18 protein-coding genes and 1 pseudogene are annotated in these 21945 nt (G+C 48.9%); 5 read left to right on the forward strand and 14 right to left on the reverse strand.

Annotation, left to right across the window (positions count from 1 at the left end; all coding sequences use genetic code 11):
* A pseudogene (locus RJ32_RS14845) lies at positions 1 to 214 on the reverse strand (type II toxin-antitoxin system HipA family toxin); the annotation flags it as partial.
* Positions 204 to 503: a DNA-binding transcriptional regulator gene (locus RJ32_RS00860; RefSeq protein WP_051018700.1), complete on the reverse strand. Its 300-nt coding sequence runs from the start codon at positions 501 to 503 to the stop codon at positions 204 to 206. The gene RJ32_RS00860 and the pseudogene RJ32_RS14845, both read right to left, overlap by 11 nt.
* Before the next feature lie 161 nt (positions 504 to 664).
* Between RJ32_RS00860 and RJ32_RS00865 the strand changes: the two genes are divergently transcribed.
* Complete coding sequence (locus tag RJ32_RS00865) at positions 665 to 1600, forward strand: LysR family transcriptional regulator (RefSeq protein ID WP_034818340.1); 936 nt, start codon at positions 665 to 667, stop codon at positions 1598 to 1600.
* A 13-nt stretch (positions 1601 to 1613) separates the two neighbouring features.
* Here the strand turns inward: RJ32_RS00865 and RJ32_RS00870 are convergent, their stop codons facing one another.
* A complete protein-coding gene (locus RJ32_RS00870; protein WP_034818341.1) occupies positions 1614 to 4790 on the reverse strand; it encodes an amidohydrolase family protein in 3177 nt (1058 codons plus the stop codon).
* Between the two features lie 150 nt (positions 4791 to 4940).
* Between RJ32_RS00870 and RJ32_RS00875 the strand changes: the two genes are divergently transcribed.
* A complete protein-coding gene (locus RJ32_RS00875; protein WP_034818342.1) occupies positions 4941 to 6308 on the forward strand; it encodes a GAF domain-containing sensor histidine kinase in 1368 nt (455 codons plus the stop codon).
* 8 nt (positions 6309 to 6316) lie between these two features.
* Complete coding sequence (locus tag RJ32_RS00880; RefSeq protein ID WP_034818343.1) at positions 6317 to 6772, forward strand: TerB family tellurite resistance protein; 456 nt, start codon at positions 6317 to 6319, stop codon at positions 6770 to 6772.
* A gap of 33 nt (positions 6773 to 6805) precedes the next feature.
* On the opposite strand, the gene RJ32_RS00885 is transcribed toward RJ32_RS00880, so the two are convergent.
* The 3 genes from RJ32_RS00885 to azu all read right to left on the reverse strand — a co-directional run bounded on the left by RJ32_RS00885 (position 6806) and on the right by azu (position 11493).
* Positions 6806 to 9913, reverse strand: coding sequence for an efflux RND transporter permease subunit (locus RJ32_RS00885; protein ID WP_034818344.1), 3108 nt, complete (start codon positions 9911 to 9913; stop codon positions 6806 to 6808).
* Positions 9913 to 10956: an efflux RND transporter periplasmic adaptor subunit gene (locus tag RJ32_RS00890; RefSeq protein WP_034818353.1), complete on the reverse strand. Its 1044-nt coding sequence runs from the start codon at positions 10954 to 10956 to the stop codon at positions 9913 to 9915. The genes RJ32_RS00885 and RJ32_RS00890 overlap by 1 nt, the downstream gene beginning before the upstream one ends.
* Positions 10957 to 11043: 87 nt before the next feature.
* The gene (gene azu / locus RJ32_RS00895) at positions 11044 to 11493 is read right to left on the reverse strand and encodes an azurin (protein ID WP_011233856.1); all 450 of its coding nucleotides are present in this window, start codon (positions 11491 to 11493) and stop codon (positions 11044 to 11046) included.
* Between the two features lie 85 nt (positions 11494 to 11578).
* Here azu and RJ32_RS00900 point away from each other — a divergent pair, with 85 nt between their 5' ends.
* A complete protein-coding gene (locus tag RJ32_RS00900) occupies positions 11579 to 12730 on the forward strand; it encodes a PLP-dependent aspartate aminotransferase family protein (RefSeq protein WP_011233855.1) in 1152 nt (383 codons plus the stop codon).
* Here RJ32_RS00900 and RJ32_RS00905 read toward each other — a convergent pair.
* The 6 genes from RJ32_RS00905 to RJ32_RS00925 all read right to left on the reverse strand — a co-directional run bounded on the left by RJ32_RS00905 (position 12727) and on the right by RJ32_RS00925 (position 19264).
* Positions 12727 to 14415 carry an NAD-dependent malic enzyme gene (locus RJ32_RS00905; protein ID WP_034818345.1) on the reverse strand — a complete coding sequence of 563 codons (1689 nt, stop codon included), beginning with the start codon at positions 14413 to 14415 and terminating at the stop codon, positions 12727 to 12729. The two genes, RJ32_RS00900 and RJ32_RS00905, sit on opposite strands and share 4 nt — an antisense overlap.
* A gap of 252 nt (positions 14416 to 14667) precedes the next feature.
* Positions 14668 to 15045 carry a type II toxin-antitoxin system HigA family antitoxin gene (locus tag RJ32_RS00910; protein ID WP_034818354.1) on the reverse strand — a complete coding sequence of 126 codons (378 nt, stop codon included), beginning with the start codon at positions 15043 to 15045 and terminating at the stop codon, positions 14668 to 14670.
* A 10-nt stretch (positions 15046 to 15055) separates the two neighbouring features.
* A complete protein-coding gene (locus RJ32_RS14440; protein WP_082815420.1) occupies positions 15056 to 15229 on the reverse strand; it encodes a type II toxin-antitoxin system HigB family toxin in 174 nt (57 codons plus the stop codon).
* Between the two features lie 393 nt (positions 15230 to 15622).
* The gene (murI, locus tag RJ32_RS00915; RefSeq protein WP_034818346.1) at positions 15623 to 16369 is read right to left on the reverse strand and encodes a glutamate racemase; all 747 of its coding nucleotides are present in this window, start codon (positions 16367 to 16369) and stop codon (positions 15623 to 15625) included.
* Between the two features lie 20 nt (positions 16370 to 16389).
* Complete coding sequence (locus RJ32_RS00920) at positions 16390 to 18639, reverse strand: heavy metal translocating P-type ATPase (protein ID WP_034818347.1); 2250 nt, start codon at positions 18637 to 18639, stop codon at positions 16390 to 16392.
* The gene (locus tag RJ32_RS00925) at positions 18632 to 19264 is read right to left on the reverse strand and encodes a DUF998 domain-containing protein (protein ID WP_034818348.1); all 633 of its coding nucleotides are present in this window, start codon (positions 19262 to 19264) and stop codon (positions 18632 to 18634) included. Before RJ32_RS00925 ends, RJ32_RS00920 begins: the two co-directional genes overlap by 8 nt.
* Before the next feature lie 67 nt (positions 19265 to 19331).
* On the opposite strand from RJ32_RS00925, the gene RJ32_RS00930 reads away from it, so the two are divergent.
* Positions 19332 to 20081 (forward strand): 3',5'-cyclic-nucleotide phosphodiesterase, encoded by a 750-nt coding sequence (locus RJ32_RS00930; protein WP_034818349.1) that lies wholly within the window; start codon positions 19332 to 19334, stop codon positions 20079 to 20081.
* Positions 20082 to 20108: 27 nt separating this feature from the next.
* Here RJ32_RS00930 and RJ32_RS00935 read toward each other — a convergent pair whose 3' ends face one another.
* Together RJ32_RS00935 and RJ32_RS00940 are read right to left on the reverse strand one after the other, a co-directional pair.
* Positions 20109 to 21356 carry a type II toxin-antitoxin system HipA family toxin gene (locus RJ32_RS00935; RefSeq protein WP_034818350.1) on the reverse strand — a complete coding sequence of 416 codons (1248 nt, stop codon included), beginning with the start codon at positions 21354 to 21356 and terminating at the stop codon, positions 20109 to 20111.
* Positions 21349 to 21624 (reverse strand): helix-turn-helix domain-containing protein, encoded by a 276-nt coding sequence (locus RJ32_RS00940; RefSeq protein WP_034818351.1) that lies wholly within the window; start codon positions 21622 to 21624, stop codon positions 21349 to 21351. The genes RJ32_RS00935 and RJ32_RS00940 overlap by 8 nt, the downstream gene beginning before the upstream one ends.
* Between the last annotated feature and the right edge of the window lie 321 nt (positions 21625 to 21945).

The raw sequence follows: 21945 nt of genomic DNA on the forward strand, positions 1-21945 counted from the left end.
AAACACCAAACAGCCCTTTGTTAGCGCGCGTCTCAAATAGTTCGTCCGTTAACGGCAAATGAACAGGATCCAGCGCAAAAGCATCGTTTCGGGCTAAATAGGACTGACCGTATCGAAAACGGCCAATTCTGTTTTCCGGGTCATACCAAATAACACCACAAATAACAGGCTCACTCTCTAACCCTTCGATAAAAACATACGCCTTAGAAGTCATTAGAAAAATCCTCTGAGGTTTTTCGGCGTTTGCGCTGAGGCGCGTTTGCCACCCTTGCATACTGATCATCCAGAACCGGAATAAAATGCTCCAGCAATCCCAGCAATTCGAGAGCGGTAAATAATGTCAGCGAGTTAACTGAATGACCGTTTTCCATACGATAAACCGTATTAACGCCGCAGCCCAGCCGCTTGGCGAAATCCTGCTGATCCATTGTTAATGAGCGCTGACGCTTAATGAGCTCACCAACCGTTTTTAAAAAACCATCTGCACCATTCAATTTAACCACCAAATATCATTTATTAATACTTAATAAATTAATTATGGTGGATTAATAAAAATAAGCAAGTCTCTTTCTTAACCCAGGGTAACGAAACAAGACTGGCGTTATACATTCACCCTATTTATAATCCCGATAGATTTTTTATATTCCACTTATTCTGGATAGCTATGAATACCATCAAAGACATTGATCTGAACCTGCTGGTTTACCTTGATGTTCTGCTGCGGGAAAAAAACGTTACCCGTGCAGCAGCGCAGCTGAATATCACCCAGCCCGCCATGAGCAACGGCCTGAAGCGTTTGCGTAACCTGTTAAACGACCCCATTTTAGTGCGCACCAGCGAAGGCATGGTGCCAACTCAGCGTGCGCTGGACATGCAGGAAGCCCTGCGCGGTGTATTGTATTCAGTTGAAGAAATGATTCAGCCGGTACGTGAGTTTGACGCGCCGACCAGTGATCAGGTGTTTCGTATTATGGCGTCCGACTACGCCGCTTCCACGCTTATGCCTAAGCTGCTGGAAAAGCTCGATGAGCAGGCGCCTCACGTATCACTGGATATCATGACCCCCAGCGATATCAGCTTTCACGACGTGGAGAACGGCAAAGTGGATCTGGCCATTAACCGCTTTGAACAACTGCCACAGTCGTTTCATCAAAAGAACTTATGGAGCGACGAGTTTTCCTGCCTTATCCGCAAAGATCACCCATTGCTGGAAGACTACACGCTGGACAATTACTTAAAGGCTCAGCACGTGTGGGTGAGTAAAACGGGCTTTGGTGTGGGCGTGGGGATGGACCCGCATGACGTACAAAAACTCGGCTGGGTCGACGACGCTTTAGATAAACTGGGCAAACGCCGGAAAATTAAAGTGTTTACCCGTAATTATCATGTGGCTATGTATCTGGCTCGTCAGGGGCTGGTTGCTACCTTGCCAACGCGGGCTGCGGAACTGTATTCACAGGACAGTCAATTGGTTATGAAAGCCCCGCCGTTTGAAATACCGGGGTTAACTCTGACCATGATCTGGTCACCGCTACTCCAGCACGATGCAGGCCACCGCTGGTTCCGACAAGTCGTCGCCGAAACCGCGGCAGCATCTTAATTGCTATAAAGGCTTATTCTTCCCAGAAAAAGTCTTTCCGCTTAAGTGGCTCCGGCAGCAAGCGGTCCATGGTGGTGGCGTCATAAAGTACGCCATTAACCATGGTATGAGTCACTTTATCGGTGTCACGGATGTTCTCCAGCGGGTTGCCATCAATAACGATAATATCCGCCAGTTTTCCTTCTTCCAGTGAGCCCAGCGCGTGATCCATACCAAAGACCTTAGCCGGGTCAATGGTCGCTGTACGCAGAGCTTCCAGCGGTTCCATACCACCCTGCGCCATCATCCAGATTTCCCAGTGTTGCGCTAAACCCTCACGCTGACCATGAGCACCGGCGAGAACTTCAACCCCTAAGTCCTGCAGCTCAGTAGCCACTTCCGCATTGTTAAAGTGATTGTAATGGTTATGCGGCGCTTTCTCGCGGCGCATCGCCTTGCCCACTAAAAACTCCTGCGGTACATATTGAGTCAGTTTCGGATGCTTCCACACATCGGTTTCCGCATACCAGTAGTTCTCACCCCAAATACCGCCATAAGCCACACCCAGGGTTGGTGTATAAGCTACGTCACTTTGCTGCCATAACTGACGAATATCATCATAGATATTGGCTACCGGCAGTGAGTGCTCAACCGTAGTGTGCCCGTCCATGATCATGCTTAAATTATGCTGCAACAACGAGCCACCTTCAGGCACCACCATCATTTCCAGCTCGCGCCCGGCTTCAACCACTTGTTGACGCTGGTTACGGCGAGGCTGGTTATAACTCTTCACAGAAAACGCACCCACTTTCTTCAGGCGCTCTAAATGAAACTTAGCGTCTTCTAAACTATCCACATGTGAAGTGTAACCCGGGCCGTTGGCACCGTATAAAATAGTACCGGTTGAAAACAGTCTTGGCGCGGCAATTCTGCCCGCTTTTTGCAGTTCTGAGGCCGCAAAGAACTCGGTCGTGTCATTAGACGGATCGTGAATTGAGGTCACACCAAATGCCAGGTTCGCGTATTGTCCCCAGTTCTGCTGCGGAATAATTTCCGCCTGGCCCTGACCACCGTGCGCGTGCGCATCGAACAAACCGGGCATAACCGTTTTACCGCTGGTATCAATCACTTCAGCACCAGCTGGCACATCAATGTCTGCTTCAGGGCCAACCGCAACAATCTTATTATTACGCACGACCACAGTACCCTGCTCATAAACGGTATCGCCGTTCATGGTAATGACCTGGCCACCAACAAAGGCAACGGTTGTATCCGGTACCATAGCGTCCTGTTCAAAACCAATGTTCTGGCCATTTTCTACTTTCAGGGTTTCGCTGTCGGTTTCAGCATTAAAGGCTTCAGCCACCGATGTATGGTAAAGCTCCGGCCCTAATGTCCAGTAAAGCTGGTCACTGTTTGCCGTCCAGGATAAGTTTTCACCAGCGCGAACGGACAACTGATGCACCGGCATTTGTTTATCACCCGGACCAACATTAATAACACTGCCACGCTCGACTAAAGGCGTCACAAATACTTTAAAACGTTCAGCAAAAGCCAATTGCTTGCCGTCCGGAGACACACGGAACTCAGTTGCTAGTTCCGACTGATACAAGTCGCGCTGCTCCAGCGTGCGTAAATCAATAGCACTTAAGGTTGGTTTATCTCCCGGTGTCATCAAATAAACCCGGTCGTTACGTGCGCCATATTGCGGTAAATGCCCACTTTCAGCAATTTGCTCCGGTTCTGCATTGGCAGACACCGCTACGCGATAAATACCGTTTTCCAGACCAAACTTATCGGAAATTAAATAACCTCCACGCACCTTGCGGTAAACCACATGCTTGCCGTTTGGAGAGAATGTGGGTTCAACAAAGTTGCCCTGTCCAGTATTCAGCACTTGCTCATCACCAGAACTGATATCGCGAACAATAACCTTTGCCTGCGCTTCGTCATTCCAGCGGACGAATACGACTTTTTCGCCGTCACGTGAATACTGCGGATAGAGTTCAAAATCTTCGCTATTGGTTAAACGCTGCGGCTCACCATCTGGCAACGAACGTTGATACAAGCTGCCCAAAGCTTCGTAAATCACCGCATCACCCTGAGGAGATACTTGCGCCATACGCAACATTTTCACGTCAAACTGGTCAGCTTCAACGTTTTGTTTAAAGCCCAACGCATGCTGTACTTTCTTCTCGGTTTCAACTTTAAACGGAATAATACGGGCGCTGCCGTCATCAATGTTCAGCTTCTGAATATGACCACCGGCCCAGAACACTAATTGCTTCGAATCTGGTGTCCAGTCCATAGTGGGGTAAACCCCATGAATGGCCCAGGTTTCCTGCATGTCGCGTTCCATTTTCCCGTAAACCCGCTTGTGTTCACCGGTTTTCAGATCCAGCACGTACAGCACGCTGTCAAAGTCTTCACGCTTAATGTAAGCCAGGTAACGTCCGTCGGGTGACGGTGTTGGGCGAATAGCCCCACCGGCACCGCTTATCAGCGTTTCAATCTCACCAGTTTCACGCTCAAAACGCTTTATGTCGTAAATACCTTCCAACGAATCTTTACTGTAGTGAAAGGTTTTGCCCGGCGTGTCATCCTGGGAAAAATAGATGTATTTGCCGTCCGGCGAAAACGCCGGCTCGCCTAAATCCTTCTGGTCATTGGGGCGTTCGGTCAGTTGCACACCCGAGCCGCCGCTGCGGTGGTACATCCACACTTCCCCCGCGCCTAATGAACGGCTGGCAGTGAAGTGTTTACGAGCAACCAAAAACTCGCTGTCCGGACTCCAGGCCGGGCTGTTCAGTAACCGGAAAGTTTCTTCGGTAACGGCGCGCACGTTGTTGCCATCGGCATCCATCACCCATATGTTATCGCCACCGCCCTGGTCCGAGGTAAAGGCAATGTAGCGGCCATTTGGTGAATAAACCGGCTGCATATGCCACGCAATACCGCCTATCAGTTTTTCAGCTTCACCGCCGCCAAACGGCATACGGTAAATGTCCCCCAATAAATCAAACACAATGTATTCACCGTCCGGGCTGACATCCACATTCATCCAGGTGCCGGAGTTGACCGATATATCAATGGTTTTAAACTCCCCTTGGGGGTCGCTCACATCCCAGCCCTGGGTTTGCTCCTGTGCCATGCTCACCGGCGCAAAGCTTAAAAGCGATGCAACCGCTAAGGTTATTGTTGTTCTTTTCATGGTATAGCCTCATTAAAAATGTCTTACCTTTGTAAGGAGTTAAGATCCAAATGTCCAGTAGCTAACGTTAAATGGTGAGGAAAGGTCGATTAATGGACTTTAGAGGTCAGTAAGTTATAGTGAGAAAATATTCAGACAACCGGATTGAATATGAACGATGCTTTAGAGAACATCCTCCTCGACGTATCTAAATCGCCAGACATTGACGGTGGCGACTTAGAGAAAGCGTCCGAGCTTATATTAGCCTCTGCTCTGAAAGGGTTGGATATTACCAGGGTTAGTATCTGGTTACTGCAATCGGACAAACAAGCCATGAGAGCGGCTAAACTCATTGACGAGAAATCGCCAAACGCTGAAGTCCCGGTACTTTACAAAAACCAGTTACCTTCTTACTTTCAGGCATTAGAATCCGAACGCACCATTATTGCCAACGATGCCCGCTGTCATCCTGCAACTATAGAGCTAACTAACGGCTATCTTGAGGAAACCGGCGTTTACGGCTTACTTGACGTTCCCTTACGCCATAAAGGCGAGATGATAGGCGTTATGTGCAGCGAAAGTCGAAGGGAAAACCGCACCTGGACACCGGCTGAAGTTGCTTTTGTCGGTATGCTGGCGGACATTTACGGTCGTGCTGTTAGTGCCGCTGAACGAGAACGGTTTGAGGCCCTGCTCATTCAACAAAATGAGCAATTGGAAAGCATGGTAGAAGAACGTACTCAATCTCTGACCAAAGCACTGGATAACTTTAAGCAGGCTCAGGAAAGGTTAATTGAAACAGAAAAAATGGCAGCGCTGGGCAAATTAGTTGCCGGTGTTGCTCACGAGGTGAATACCCCGCTGGGCGTTTCAGTAACCGCCGTAACTCATTGCGAACATCGCCTGAAAAAACTGAATCAGAGTTTTACTGATGGTTCCATTTCACGAAAACATCTGCAGACCTTTATCGACAATACGTTTGAAGCTTACCAGCTACTAAGCAGCAACCTTGAACGCGCCGCAACACTGATTCAGAACTTTAAGAAAACGGCGGTCGATCAGTCCAGTTTTGAGCTGGTGAAATGCCAGCTCAACGACTATTTACACGCATTAGTCTTAAGCCTGAACCCTATGGTGAAAAAGAAAAAAGTCACCATTACTATTCACTGCAATGAAGATATTGTCTTGAAAACTTACCAGGGCGCACTAGCACAAATTGTGACTAATCTGGTCAGTAACACCAACGACCACGCCTTTGCCGAACCCGACGAAAATCATCAAATTGAAATTATAGCCACAGAAGAAGATAGCGGTGTACGTTTTTCTTTTCGTGACAACGGCAAAGGTATGGACAGCGAAACCATAAAAGATATTTTTGAACCCTTTTTCACCACATCTCGCCAGACTGGCGGCTCCGGACTGGGCTTATCCATTGTTTATAATTTAGTAACACGGAAACTCAAAGGTCAAATATCTGTCCAATCAACGCCTGGCGAAGGCACTGAATTTTCTTTTTTCTTACCTAATTTACCTAAATAGGATGTTGTATGCTTAAAGCTCTGCAAAACTTTTTTCAAAACAATACTGCCGCTGAACAGGCCAGCCTGAATAAGGCAGAAGGTATGACAGACGATGCATTCCTTTCACTGGTATTAATGACTGAAATAAGTCTTGCCGACGGTACGTTGTCGGACGAGGAACGCCAGCACCTCTTACATGAGCTTGAGCACGAATATGACATTACGGATAAACAAGCAGAAAACGCTATTAGAAAAGCCGTAAAAACAGTAAAAGAAGCCGCTTCGCTGTACGAGTTTACCGCTCAGCTAAAAGCTCTCGCTTACGAAAAGCGCGTTGAGCTATTGGAAAGTTTATGGGTAGTTGCCTACGCTGATGGCGAGCTTGACCCTTATGAGGAAAGCATGTTGCGCAAGCTGGCAGACTTACTCTACATTAGCCACGCTGACTATATTCGAACCAAATTAAAAGTCATGGATTCCTAAGGTCGACGATTAAAAGCTCGGTCAGCGGCCATTTTAATGGCCGCTTTCTCTCGCCGCTTCCATTTCACTTTCCAGACGAGCGGCTTCATCGGCACGCGGCTTAGTGAAACGCGCTAACCACAGATAGAGTACTGGGGTCAGGTAAAGCGTAAACAGAGTTGCCAGCCCTAAACCACCAAATACAACCCAACCAATTGAGTTGCGTGCTTCAGCGCCCGCACCAGAAGACAGAATAAGTGGCAGGCCACCCAGAACCGTGGATACCAGTGTCATCATAATAGGCCGTAAACGTATCAATGACGCCTCTTCTATCGCCTCCCTAACCTCGAGTCCCCGGTCCCGCAACTGGTCAGCAAACTCTACCAACAATACAGAGTTTTTCGCCAGCAGACCTATCAGCATCACCAATCCAATTTGAGAATAAATGTTCAGTGAAGTGCCGGTCAGGAATAAGGCGTAAATAGCTGCGGCAATGCCGAAAGGCACGGTCAGCATAACGACCACGGCACTGTTTAATGACTCAAACTGAGCGGCGAGTACCAGCAAGACAATCAGGAACGCCAGAATATAAGTCATAGCAATTTCCTGCGAGGTGTCTTCAAATGTTGCGGCTTCCCCTAAAAAGACCAGCCCCATACTATCAGGCAAAACTTCTCCGGCTATAGTACGCAACTGGTCAACAACGTCTGACATAGGCATGTCATCGGGCAACTGCACATCTACTTCTATCGCCCGCCGCTGTGCCTGACGCTCAAGCTCTGCTGACACGCCTTCTTCAATAATTTCGGAAACACTGGAAATAGGAACCAGATCACCGCTGCTTGACGATACATAAAGGTTCTGCATGTCCTGCGGCGACTGAATTAAATTATTACGGGTGCGCAGCATAACCGGAATTTGCTGGTCTCCCACGTTTAAGTCGGCTACGTCATCGCCGTTAATGGCAGCACGTAAAGTTGCGGATATATCATTTAATGATACCCCCAGCTCCGCGGCTCGACGACGGTCAATTTTAACCCTCAACTGCGGCTGCGTCGGTTGATAGGACACATTAATGTTACCCAAATCAGGCATACGTTCTTTAATAATGGCGGTAAATTCACGAGCAACCTTAAAGATCTCGTCATAATTTTCGCCGGTAATTGCCATTTCCAGGCCGCCCCCCTGACCTCGCAAGTTCAGGCTGTTGTCACCAAAGGCCTGTCCCGGTGCACCTGGAACCTGACTCAACGGCTCCCGAATATTATTAATAATTTCCTGTTGGCTAATATCCCGCTCTTCCCAGGGTTTCAGATTAGCCGTAATGAAAACCAGGTTAGGATCCCACTGCCCAACAACCGTATAAATCGACTCTATATCACCGCTTTCTTTATATTCCAGCAGCACTTCTTCCAGCTTACGAGCCTGACGATCCATAAACTTAAGGCCAACCCCGTCAGGTCCGCGCGAGAATACCCGAACCGCTCCGCGGTCTTCATTGGGCATAAGTTCGCTGTCAATTTCATTGTAAAGCAGCGCGCCGCCGCCAGCAGACAGCAAAGACAGCAGCACCACAACCCAGCTGAAATCCAGTGCTTTATGCAGCGTTCGTTTATAAAACCGTTTAAAGCTGTTACCAATGCCTGCAAACCGGTTATTTTGCCCGGCTGATTTAGGCAGGCGAGCGGTAAAAGCGGGCACCAGAGACAAAGCAACAAAAGAAGAAATGACCACTGCCGCCGCAAGCACACCACCAAATTCGCGGAATAAACGCCCGGCTGTTGAAGGTAAAAACGCAATAGGAACGAAAACCGCAACTAACACCGCTGTCGTTGCCACTACCGCAAAAAACACCTCGCGTGTCGCTAATACCGCTGCAGCACGGCTGCCAAGCCCCATACTGCGGCGACGTTGAATATTCTCAGTAACAACAATGGCATCATCCACTATCAGACCGGTCGCCAATACCAGCGCCAGCAAGGTCAGAATATTAATGGAAAAGCCCATCAGCCAAATAGCCGCAATAGCGCCGAACAGCGCAACCGGAATGGAGAACGCAGGAATAATAGTCGCGCGAAATGAACCGATAAAGACCCACAGCGTAGCCACAACCAAAACAATAGTAATAGCAAGGGTGGTCACCACTTCAGCTACCGAGGTACGAATAAACTGCGCATCATCATTAGTAATGCGCATTTCCATATCAGGAAAACGCTCACGCAGGCGATCAAGAACAGCAAGTGCCTGATCAGAAATTTCAATAGTATTGGAGCCCGCCTGACGTATTACCCCCAAACCAACAACCGGTTTACCGTCAAGACGAACAAAGCTGCCAGCATCAGCCGGTGCAAAATAAGCCTGTGCGACATCACCAATACGTGTGTCATCGCGGACAATTATGTTCTCAACTTGCTCTTCGGTAATGGCTGTCGCGTCAGCTCGTATAATTAATCGCTGGTCGGTTGAACGCAAACTACCAGCCGGTACGTCAAAAGGCGCCAACCGTAACGCATCTGCAACATCGGTAACAGATAAGCCAAAGCTGACAAGTTTAAGGGGGTCGAGATCCACCCGCAGTACCCGCTCGCGGTCACCGTTCAGCCGCACATCAGCAACACCATTTATAGCCAAAAATGCCGGCGACAAGTCGGTTTCCAGGCGACGCGTGAGCTCCTCCTGCGTCAGAGTATCGCTGCTAACCGCAATATCCAGAACCGAGCGCGCGTCACTGTCTGCTTTTTGCACATTAATTTGTTCGACATCGTCGGGGAGTTCGCGACGCACCTGGTTGACCGCTTCACGGACTTCTGCCGCAACCACATCTAAATCAACTCCGGGGCGGAATTCGATAGAAATACGTGCGCTGTTTTCTTCACTCGAAGACTGTATCGACTCCACACCCGAAACACGAGCCGCCGCGCCTTCCAGAATGCTGGTAACCTCGGCGTCGACCGTTTCTGGTGCGCCCCCCGGAAGTGTCGCACTCACACCAACAACAGGCCTGTCGACATCCGGCAGTTCACGTACTTCAACCCCCATAAGCGCGGCCAGACCGGCTATGGCAATAAGTACGTTGAGAACAACAATCAGTACCGGACGGCGAATGGAGACCGAAGGTAAGTCGTTCGCATCCTGCTGGTTATTCAATTGCTGGTCTGACATTATTCAACCGCCTCTTGCGTATCGAGAGTGGTTCTGTCAAAGGTCACTGGTTGGCCTTCACGCAGGCTTTGAACACCTTCAACTATCAGTAAATCATCACGTTGAATATCGCCTGAAACTAACACACGACCAGCCAGACGCTGTTCTATTTGCACGTCAACCCGGTGCGCTTTGTCGCCCTCAATAACCCAGACGAAAGGATTATTAACCCCCCAGGATAAGGCCGCTTCGGGTATTGAAGCGAACTCTTCACCGGCAAGTTCTATAGCTGTTCTGAAACTGGTTCCCGGCAGGAAGTCGTCGCTGTCATTATTAATTTCAGCACGAGCTCTGTACATACGGCTGGTCGCGTTAATACGAGAATCCAGTTCAATAATTTCGGCAGTTACCGGCGTACCCGAATAGCGCCAGGGCTCGACTTTAAGTTCTGCTCCGTCCTGCAACAGGGAAACCGCGGCTTCAGGAATACGAAAATCAATTAATAAGGTTGAACGGTCATCTAAGGTTGCGATAGCCGTCTGTTGGTCAATACGATCACCGACTTCTACGTCAGTAATGCCAATAATTCCGGAGAACGGCGCGCGAATAAAACGGTCTTCCAGTTCAATTTTAGCGTTATCCAGTTCTACCCTTGCTAAATCTCTTAATAAAATAGCGTTGTCTAGCTCAGACTGGGGCACAGCCCCCTGTTCGCGACTAGTCCGTAAACGTTCTACCGTACGTTCTGCATCGCGTAAGTTAATTTGTGCCTGTTCTACTGCCACTTGCTGACGACGGGCATCCAGCTCGACCAATAGTTCGTCTTTCTCAACTTTGTCGCCAGGATTAAAATTTACCGCGACGACTCTGTCGCCAACAGCAGGGTAAATGGTAATGGAGCGCACAGCTTCGGCCGTACCAACTGCTTCTACCCGGTTACGTTCACGCTCAAAAGTCACTTGTTGCGCTAAAACCAGCGCTTCGCGTGAGCCAAATTGTTGTGCCCGGCTCGTTTCACTTTGTAGCGAGAACAAAAACACTAAGGTAATGAGTAAAAACTTCATAACGGTCAAATGAAGCTCCAAAAAAACTGCAGCCACGTAGGCTGCAGTTATTACTAGTCAATTTGCGGTTAAGCAATGTTGCGAAAATTACTCTTTAATCGCAAAGCTGCCTTGCATAATTGCTGAGTGGCCAGGGAAGGTGCAGAAGAATTTATAATCTGTATCTGCACTCATGCCTTCTGTAGAAAACGTCACTGACGTTTCTTCACCACCACCAATAACGTCGGTTGCAGCAATTACAGCATCAGAATCTGGTACATAGTTGTTATCCATACCCGCTGACATACCTTGTTGTACAACAGACTGCATATCACCAGCTTCACTCAGTACCCAGTTGTGACCCATGACTTTTTTATCCAGTTTACCTGTGTGATGTAAGGTTACTGTTACTTCGTCACAGCTAGCCGGTACGGACATCTCTTTTGTATCAAATCTCATGTTGTCATTGCCATCTATGGATAGCTCACATTCGTTAGCCTGCGCGGCGTTTGCGACAAACAACATAGAGCCTAGTAGTGCGGAAATTATGTAACGCATTGCAATACCTCTTCGGTTAGTATGAAATGATTCCTTTCTTATATACGTGATATCTCGCATTGAGATTACTTTAACGAGAATTTATATGACGAAACGTCCTTTTTCGCCGCAATCACTCCTTGCTCAGGGTGGTAGTCACTCTGACAACGAAAATGGAGTAATTATCCCTCCAGTATACACATCAACGACTTATCTGCGTGATGACGACAATCAATATCGCAGCGGACGGGTGTATTCAAGGGCTGACAATCCCACTTATCGTCCTGCCGAAAAGCTATTAGCAGAGTTAGAAAATGCGGCAGATGCACGCCTGTTCGCCTCGGGCATGGCTGCCGCTACCGCCGTTTTTCAGGCATTAAAACCCGGCGATAAGGTCATTGCGCCAAAAGTGATGTACTGGGCTTTGCGCAAATGGCTGCAAACTTTTGGCGTCGATAGCGGGCTGGATGTTCGGTTTGTGGATACCACCAATTTAAATGAATTACGCGACGCTATTGCTGAAAGACAACCTACGCTTATTTGGCTGGAAACGCCGGGTAACCCTCTGTGGACAGTAACTGATATTGCCGCCGTAGCTGATATGGCTCGCAATTGCGGATCTCTGCTTGCAATAGATTCCACAGTGGCAACCCCCCTGCTGACCAAGCCACTGGATCTTGGCGCCGATATTGTTATGCACTCCGCCACCAAATACCTTAACGGCCACTCAGATGTTATTTCCGGCGCACTGGCGGCTCGTGAAGATAACGCGTTCTGGCAACGCTTAGTGGCTATTCGAGCCCAGTCCGGAGCCGTACCGGGGCCACAAGACGCAGCACAACTCTTGCGTGGCATGCGCACGTTATTTTTAAGGGTACGGGAAAGTTGCCAAAGTGCCTTATATATTGCCGAGCAACTGGAGCAGCACCCACAGGTTATTGAAGTATTGTATCCCGGCCTGAAAAGTTTTGTCGGCCACGAGATAGCCGTTAAGCAAATGCAAGGCGGTTTCGGCGGTATGCTGTCTATTCGCTTAGCCGGTGGCGAAAAAGCTGCAATTGCCGTTGCCGCAAAAACTCAGCTCTGGCACCGCGCTACATCATTAGGCGGCGTAGAAAGTCTGATTGAGCATCGCGCCAGCATTGAAGGACCAGACACACCGGTACCGCTGGATTTATTGCGTTTATCGGTAGGCATTGAAAACGCCGATGACCTGCTGAACGATTTACAGCAGGCCATCGATTTAGCGCATTCTTAAATACTTACGCGCTTGTAGAAGCGATATTCCGGTTTCCAGAAATTGTTGTCGATGCGCTCACGCAGCGTGTCGTCATCAATTTCCAGCGCTAAACCTTCCTGCTGCGCCACTTTACCCACCGCAAAAGCAATGTCTTTGCTTAACTGAGTTAAGTCGTTAAAAGCTGGCAACAATGCTTCGCCTTTACCATTAGCGCTGGGTGACGCATTAGCCAGTGTCTTACTTGCTACACGCAGCATTTCATCGCTAACCCGTTCGGATTTAACCGCTAACACCCCAAGACCAATGCCCGGGAAGATATAGCTGTTGTTACACTGCGCTATTGGGTATATACGGCCGTCATACTCAACTTCACCAAAGGGGCTGCCGGTTGCGACAATAGCTTTACCCTCACTCCACTTCAGTACATCCGCCGGGTGCGCTTCCACATGTTTGGAGGGGTTGCTCAGTGGGAAAATAATGGGGCGATCAACATTTTTGGCCATAGTCGAAATAACTTGCTCGGTAAAGAGCCCCGCCTGACCAGACACACCAATTAAAATGTCAGGCTCAGCACAATGCATCACATCCAGCAGCGACGGATACTCACCGCTGTATTCCCAGGCGTTTAAATCATTGGTTTTCTGCGCCAGCGCCTGCTGGAAGTCACGCAGGCCATCCATGGTATCCATAACCAGACCAAAGCGATCGACCATAAAGATTTGTCTCTTCGCCTGCTCTTCCGTTAAACCTTCGGCGGTCATCTGAATCATAATCTGTTCTGCAATACCACAGCCCGCAGAGCCAGCACCAACAAACACCACCTTCTGTTCACTAAGCTTTTTACCTTTTTGGCGGCAAGCTGCCAGCAAGGTGCCCACCGTCACAGACGCTGTGCCCTGAATGTCGTCATTAAAGCAGCAGACTTCATCACGATAACGACGCAATAAAGGCATGGCGTTAGGTTGAGCGAAGTCCTCAAACTGCAGCATCACGCCCGGCCAGCGTCTGGTCACCGCTTTTATGAATTTGTCGAGGAATTCATCATACTCGTCCTGCTCAATGCGTTTATGGCGGGCTCCCATATACATTGGGTCTTCCAGAAGCTTTTCGTTATTGGTACCAACATCCAGCATTACCGGCAGCGTATACGCCGGGCTGATACCACCACAAGCGGTGTACAGCGACAGTTTTCCGATAGGAATGCCCATGCCGCCTATACCCTGGTCACCCAAGCCCAGAATGCGTTCGCCGTCGGTCACGACAATCACTTTCACTTTTTGCTTAGTGGCATTGCGCAGAATATCGTCTATCTGATCACGTTCAGAATAGGAAATAAACAAACCGCGTGAGCTGCGGTAAATGTCTGAGAATTTCTCGCAAGCATCACCCACGGTTGGGGTGTAGATAATCGGCATCATCTCTTCCAGATGATCCGTAAGCAAGCGATAGAACAGAGTTTCGTTATTGTCCTGAATAACGCGCAGATAAATGTGCTTGTTAATGGGCGTTTCAAAGCTCCGGTACTGCATGTAAGCCCGTTCAGCCTGCTCTTCAATGCTCTCATAACGAGGCGGCAACAAACCCGTCAGGTTAAACGCGGCACGCTCTTCCTTACTGAACGCACTGCCCTTGTTCAATAAAGGGGTTTCCAACAAATTAGGGCCAGAATACGGAATATAAAGCGGACGCTGCGTCTGCGGCATAAGTACAAACTCCTGAAAGCCAAAGTAATACGAATATCATAGCAAAACGCGGCTGCGATTCACATGTTTCGCTGGGCTTGGGAGGAAGCGGCTGTTAAGGCGCATGTTTCGCTGGAGCGTTGAAGGGCTTTATGCCAGAGACGCTGCAAGTTCATCCATGAACGCTTGACGAAGGCCATCCATGGCCTTCGACACTCTGACATAAAGCCCTTCAACACCCGTAACGCTTACATGCGCCTTAACAACCGCTCATCAAGCTTCAGTTCGATCTAGTTCGTAATCCATAACCAGGCATTCCAGAGGTATATGTAAGCCGCTATGGAGTCGTCGAATCATAGGCAGCGTTAAACGCCGTTTCCGATTTAAAACCTCACTAACCCGACTCCTCTGACCTAAAAATGGCACCAAGTCAGAATCTTTCAGACCCTCCTGATCCATTCTGAATTTAATCGCTTCCACAGGATCGGGCGCATCGATTTTATACTTCGCTTCTTCATACGCTTCGACCAAAGTCACCAGAATATCAAGTTCATCAGCCGCTTCTGTGTTGGGTTCAGCATCCCAAAGCTCATTAATACGAGCCAGTGCACGCTGATGATCCTCAGCTGTTTTTATGGGCTTTATATTCATACCCTCACCTCTAAACTGTTTCTGCATTAATTGCATCGTATTGCTCGTGCGTGCCAACGAAGCGAATGTAAATCATCGAGAACTCGTACTTCACCGCGACAATAAGTCGGTACTTGTTTCCATGAATATTAAACACAACCCTATTGTTAGCTATAAAACTCGCGAAGAGTAGCCCTTGATACAATTCTCATGAACGTGCTTATCCCCATACGCATTTCCCATTATGGGAAAAGTTTAAAGTTTGTCAATAAAATTCCCACTCTGGGAAATTGATGCTTTTATTCATTGATAATAGCCGCATTTAAAGAGGAAAAAATAAGAGAAGGATTAAAGAGGCATAAGAATTAAAGGAGTAAGAGGTGTAGCCTGATGCTATTGCATTATAAGAAACGTAGAATAGCGAGTGCTTCAACGGTTACCAGTGATGCTTTGGAGGTGTGCAGCGCCATGGATGGTGCTGCTCAAGCCCTACAGGGACGTACTCGCGGGCGTCCTCCAAAGCCCCACTGATAACCTCAGCACTCGCGTTGTCCTCGATATCTCACCTGACATAAATGTCAGGCTACGTGGGTCCAGGTTAAAGCTTCAGGCCCCAGCGGGTGGCGGTGCGTTTGACGGCGTCGACATTTTCGGTGGCGATAATGTGCAATGGCGTGGCATCAAACTGGGCGCTTAAGTCCAGATGTTGTTTTAGCCAGGCCAGCATGGCTTCGCCGGAATGAATGGTTTTGGCACCGTTGAAATACGCAGAAATGCTCTCGGCAATCAATGGGAAATGGGTACAACCCAGCAACACCACATCGGGTTTTTCAAGCTTGCTGAAATAATGCCTGAAGGTTTCCTGCAGTATCGGGCCGTCGTAGAGCTCTTCTTCAACGATAGGTACAAACAGTGGCGTGGGCATGGCGTTCACCTGGTTGTAGCCCAACGCCTGTATCTGCTGCTGATAAGCGCCGGAGTTTATCGTCGAGCGAGTGGCTATAACTAACACCCGGGCGCTGGTATCAATGCCCTGCAGTTGTTCCAACGCCATGACACCGGGTTCCAGCACGCCGTACACCGGTTTATTGGAAAATTTCTGCATTTGCTCCAGCGCAGTTACACTCACCGTGTTACAGGCCACGACCAGACAATCCACATCGGCGCCGTTAAAAAACTCTACCGCCTCCAGCGCATAGCGCGTAACGGTATTGCTGTCCTTGCTACCGTAAGGCACCCGGGCTGTGTCTCCGTAATACAGAAGCTCGCTGAAACAACCACTTTGTTGTAGTGACCGCGCCACAGTTAAACCACCGACACCGCTATCAAAAACTCCGACTTTCATGCCCGTCTATTCCTTGCAGTTTACTTTTCCAAATTTACAGTTTTAAGGCGCAGCGCGTTAGTTATCACGAACACACTGGACAATGCCATGGCACCCGCGGCCAGCATTGGCGACAGCAGAATACCGAAAAACGGATACAGTACGCCTGCGGCAACAGGAATTAGCGCGGTATTATAAGCAAAAGCCCAGAATAAATTCTGGCGAATGTTGCGCATGGTGGCTTCAGACAACGCAAAGGCCTGTTGCACAACAGTCAGGTTGTCCGACATCAGCACCACATCGGCCGATTCAATGGCCACATCCGTACCAGTGCCAATAGCAAAACCTACGTCTGCAGAGGCCAGTGCCGGTGCGTCGTTTATACCGTCACCTACAAATATGACCTGCCCCCATTGTTTTTTCAGGCGCTTAACGGCATCCACTTTGCCATCGGGTTTTACATTGGCGACCACTTCGTCAATTCCCAGCTCTTTGGCAATACGTTTTGCGGTAGACTCAGCGTCACCGGTTACCATGGCGGTTTTCAGACCATCGGCGTGTAAGCGTTTAATCAATTCTTTGGCACTGGCTTTTATCGGGTCGTCCTGGGTAAATACGGCCGCCAGCTTACCGTCTATTGCGACATAAATCGGGGTGCGTCCACTCTCTGACCATGTTTTAGCATCCGCAGGCTCAGCATCCAGCGCAATGTCGTTGTCCTGCATCAGCTCGCTGGTGCCAATGTAAAGCGTTTTACCATCTACTTTTCCCGTGACACCCAAACCTGAAATGGCCTCAAAGGTATCCGGCTCGCTGACTTTAATGTCCTGGTCTTTGGCATAGTTGACCAAAGCTTCTGCGGTGGGATGTTCTGACTTAGCTTCAACCGAGGCTGCCAAGGTCAGCACCTCTTTTTCGCCAAACTCGCTTAGGGTAATCCACTCTGTAATAGTCGGTTTGCCTTCGGTCAGTGTACCTGTTTTATCAAAAATAACGCCTTTGGATTGTTGTAACGCCTGCAAAGCACTGCCTTGACGGAATAACACGCCCATTTCCGCACCTCGGCCGGTACCCACCATAATTGAGGTCGGTGTCGCCAGCCCCATGGCACAAGGGCAGGCAATAATCAAAACGGCGACTGCATTAACCAACGCAAAAGTGAGTGCTGACTCACTGGCAGCAAAATACCACACCGCAAAAGTCAACAAAGCCACCAGCATGACTGCAGGTACAAACCACAAGGTAATACGGTTCACCGTGTCCTGAATCGGTAACTTACTGCCCTGCGCCTGCTCGACCATACGGATGATCTGCGCCAGCACGGTTCCCTCGCCGGTAGCCGTTACTTTAAAACGCAAAGTGCCTTTTTCATTCAGCGTTCCGCCAACAACTTTGTCTTCTTTCTGCTTATGCACTGGCTCGGCTTCGCCGGTTATCATGGCCTCATTGACATAACTGTCACCGGAAGATACTTCGCCATCCAAAGCAATACGCTCACCCGGGCGCACTTCAATTTCATCGCCCTTGCCCAGCTCCGCAATATCAACTTCCGTCACTTCGCCGTCGCGCACTACCCGCGCCGTCTTGCTTTGCAGGCTCATCAGCCGCTGAATAGCATCAGAGGTGTGGCTTTTAGCCCGTGCTTCCATAAAACGTCCGGCCAGAATCAGGGTGACAATAACCGCCGAGGCCTCAAAGTAAACGTTCACTGACTCGCTCGGTAACCAGGTTGGGAAAACCGTTGCCACGACAGAATAGCCCCAGGCCGCCGTTGCGCCCAGTGCCACCAATGAGTTCATATCCGGTGCGCCCCTGAATAACGCAGGAATACCCAGTTTATAAAAACGCGCGCCGGGAACCGCCAATACCACCGTAGTAAGTACTAACTGTATCCACCAGCTGATTTGTAAGCCGAGTGAGTTATGTACCCACTCGGAAAATACCGGCACCATATGGTTGCCCATGGCCAGTATAAACACCGGCAACGTCAGCAAAGTCGAAAGCCATAACTGGCCTTTTAACGTACGCATTTCCTTTGCCTGTTGCTCACGCTGCTCACGCATTTGCTTGTCGCGGTCGATCACTTCATGGGCATCGTAGCCCGCAGTTTTCACCGCCTGAACTAAGTCATCCACCGAAAGCTTTTCAGAATAAGTCACTTCCGCACTGTCCGACGCCAGGTTAACCGAAGCATCTTCAACGCCGTCTAAGCCATTTAAGGCCTTGTCGACACGACTGGCGCACGAACCACAGCTCATGCCTTCCACACTTAAACGAACAGATTTACTCATTACTGCCTCCGTCGGCTTCTGCCGGTTTAAGCCACAACAGCAGCCAGAACACCACCAGTTGTGCCACGCCAATATAACGTTGTATCGCGCCGCGTACTTCAGTCAATTCGGGGTTAATCATTAGCACAAAACCTAAGGCGATAATCACCGACAGAAGAACAAAAGCACAACGCACCGGCCAGGTGGTTTTCGGCGTAAAAGTCAGTAAAAGCGTACCTAACGCAAAACCGAAGTAACTGACCATGCTAATAATATTGTGTAATGCCTGAGAACTGGAACCATCTGTCGGGCAGCCTAAATCACAAGGTGCCAGTGCCGCACCGAGGTAAGCCACAGGGTAGAAAAATAGAAGGCTCCAGCCAATATGGCTAATGCCTTTAACGCGTAAATGCGGACGCGCAGTTAGTAGCACACCGAAAGAAACCATCGCCAGCGGAATGAAACCGACCCAGCCAAAAGCGCCAGCGGCAGTGCTGCCGGTCGCGTTAATTTCGCTTATATACTGGCTTACATGAGAAAAGTCGTCTTTTACCCAGGTGGCAACCAATTGCAGACCAACCCAAAATAAGGTCAGAATAATTAACTGCGGCATAACAGGAGAGCTTTTCGTCGGTGTGTTTTCCATGTAGCCTCCTCGGCTGTATTAATGTGATAATCTTTCACTACAGTGTAAACCAAGATGGGAACAGATTGTGAATATTCAAGTGCTTGGCTGCAGCGGCGGACTCAGTGGCGACAATAAAGGCGGCTCTACCTGCATCCAGCTCAATCATAACATTCTGATTGACGCCGGCACCGGTCTGAATCAACTCAGTCTCGCGCAAATGCACCAGGTTAGGCATGTATTTCTGACCCACTCGCATATGGACCACATTGCCGCCTTGCCCACATTTTTAAGCAATCAATACGGAAGTGAGCACTTACCCGTTACGGTTTACGCACAGGCTCACACTCTGGAAAAGCTGCAAAATAATATTTTTAACGGCGATATTTGGCCTGAGCTCAGCAGCATGACCGAAGGCCCTGAGCCGATACTAAAATTTAAAGAGATCCACCCGGGTGAGTGTATAGAGCTTGAAGGTATGGAAATTAAAGCTTTTGCTGTAGAGCACAGCGTACCGACAGTGGGTTACAGCGTAAAAAGTCAGGGCAAACACTTTGTTTTTGCCGCCGATACCATTGCCGGTAAGCAACTGACCGAACAGCTTAACCGCTTAGGCGACATCGACACCCTAATGCTGGAATGCGCCTTTCCCGACGAGTTACTGCATGTTGCAGAAAAAACCAAGCACATGACCCCGACTCTGCTGCAAAGCGCCCTGAATAGCCTGGAACAGCAACCCGCTGAGCTTTGGGTAACCCACTTAAAACCCAGTAACGAAAAAGACCTGCGCAAAACCTTAACAGCCAACCCACCACATAAAAATACGGTGGTGCTGTAGGATATCATTTCTGGCGTGAACGTCAGTCTACACATTTAGACGTACATTACGCGCCCGCACAGCAATATCATTTTCGATAGTTTTAATGAGGCCAACAGAAACCCCTAGAGCTTTAGCTTCGGTTTTGAAGTTTCGGATTTGTTGATAAATTTCATCCAGCATATGGTAAAGCGGCTTGCTGTTTGCAAAACCAGCCTGCCCGGCCATCTGCTCTAACGCGGTTTTATCCGGACAAGCTCCGTTACCGTTAAATGCTGTCATATGTTCGCCATAAGAAGACGGACTATAAACAATGTCGTAACACGGCGATAACCGCCATTCGTCCTTATCATTGGCGAGGAAACTAAAATTCTTCGAGTGATCATCCTCATTCACAGTCATATAATTAAATAATGCCCGCTTAACCAGTTTTTGCGCTTCATCAACGCCGCACATAAGTCGCGTAGCCTTAATTAAGTCCACGTAATCCAATGAAGGCTCCCGGAAGGAAGCATCAAGTAGACCTGAGGCTGACAGCATGTGGTAGCGACCGTTTTCAGAGCAATCAAACCGCGTCTGCTGCAACCAAAACTGACCGTTACCCGCGTCGATAAGCTCAAACTCAGGCACCTGAATTCCAACGTTTTTAGCCATAGTTAAATATAAGTACTCAACCAGGCTTTCTTCGTGCTTTAGTAAAAAACGTTCCGACGTCAGTTTCACAATCAGCTTTTGCCCTGTTGCGTTCGGATCAGTCGAGTACTGGCCATTGCTCAGTAAGGTCGCATTTAATTTCGGGCGCGCACCACCAGAGCCCCCGGCCGCCTGTAGGTGCTCAATAAGATCCGTTTCAGTACCTTCAAACTCTTTTATCGCTTCCTGACCCAGTTTCCGTAAGGCAATATCTTCACTGTTACCTTCCCTTAAGGGAGTTTTCGGCTCATAGGAAAGCGCCCCCAAACAATCCGAACTAATAACAGCCAGACGCTCCAATGCGGATATTCTCTGTGGGTTATAGCCATTTACTCGAAACACTCTGTCCATCAGATAAAGCCCCCAACCGTCAGGCAGGCTATCCGCAAACACACCGTGTAAGCCATAATGAGGTTGTCGTGGGGCTTTTTGAAGCTCAGTTATCGCTTTTAGATTGAAAGGTGACAAGGAGGTTTTGTGTTGGTTTAAATAGTCGTCGTGGTACTGAAAGTAAACGCCCGATTTATTTTCAGCCAGAGTGCCAACACCAACCCGCTTACCATCCGACAAAGTGCGTATTACCTGAAGAGGCGTATCAAGCATTTTTCAAAACCTCATCTATGGTTTTAGGGGCTTTTTCCTGCTCCAGAAATTCCCTGAGTTGGTTGAGTTCACCCAGAGCTTCGACCAGCATTAAAAACTGACGCAAAGAGATGTTTCCTGTGCGCTCAAACTTACGAACGGTCCCATAGGGCACACCTGATTTTGCAGACAAAGCTTCAACCGACAGCTTTTGCGCTTTTCGCAGCTGCTTAATATGCTCTTTAAGATCAAGCTGAGTATCGTATGCCGTGTTTAGGTTAAGCGTCATAATAGTAACAATTTAAGCGTATTTTAAGTATTAATTGTTACTATTGTAGCAGACCCCTTGAGCTAGCGCTATTCCTTATCTGATTTTCATATCAGGCGAGATATCCTGGATAGCAGGATAGCGAGCGCCCAACGGTTGCAGGGACTATTGATGAGGTGTGCGGCGCGAGCTGCAAGAGGCATCAAACCCGTGGGCTTTCTGCTGTAGGAGTGTCGAAGGCCATGGATGGCCTTCGTCTAGCCTTCAGGGATGAACTCGTAGCGTCTCCGTAAGCAGTAGCCTGACATTTATGTCAGGTGGGATATCGTTCCTGACGTAAAC

This window comes from Idiomarina sp. 28-8 (assembly GCF_000320945.2).
GTDB lineage: Bacteria > Pseudomonadota > Gammaproteobacteria > Enterobacterales > Alteromonadaceae > Idiomarina > Idiomarina loihiensis.